The following is a 452-nucleotide window of genomic DNA, read 5'->3' on the forward strand; positions in this document are numbered from 1 at the left end:
CGCCCAGCCGGGCCGCCGCCCGCCGCTCCAGCTCGGCCCGCAGCGCGGCGGCGGCGCGGGCCAGCGGCGCGGCGAAGACCTGCAGGCTCTCGCTGCCGACGGTCGCCCGGACCGGCGGCATCGCATCGGTCGCGGGCAGGCGCAGCAGGATCGCCTCGGGCGGCAGGTCCAGCTCGGCGGCGACGATGCGCCGCAGCGCCCCGGCGACGCCCTGCCCCATCTCCTGCCGCGGCGCCTGCAGCAGCACCTGCCCGGCGGGCGTCAGCCCGACCCAGCCGGCCGCCCCTTCGCCGGGGTCGGGCCGGGATGGCAGGACCGGCAGGGCGGCGCAGGCCGGCACCGCCGGCGCCACCGCCAGGATCGCCAGGCCCTGCAGCAGGGCGCGGCGGCGGGCCGGCATCTCAGCCCTCCGCCGCCAGGAGCGCGGCGGCGCGGCCGAGCGCGGCGCGGAT

General features: G+C 82.5%; 1 protein-coding gene. It reads right to left on the bottom strand.

Annotated elements, in window-relative coordinates; genetic code table 11:
- Nucleotides 1–400, bottom strand: a 400-nt coding sequence (locus E2C05_RS32495) for a molybdopterin cofactor-binding domain-containing protein (protein ID WP_240047005.1), incomplete at its 3' end; no start/stop codon positions are given.
- Nucleotides 401–452: the final 52 nt, after the last annotated feature.

The sequence above is a fragment of the Paracraurococcus ruber genome (genome assembly GCF_004353985.1).
GTDB classification, from domain to species: Bacteria; Pseudomonadota; Alphaproteobacteria; order Acetobacterales; family Acetobacteraceae; genus Paracraurococcus; species Paracraurococcus ruber.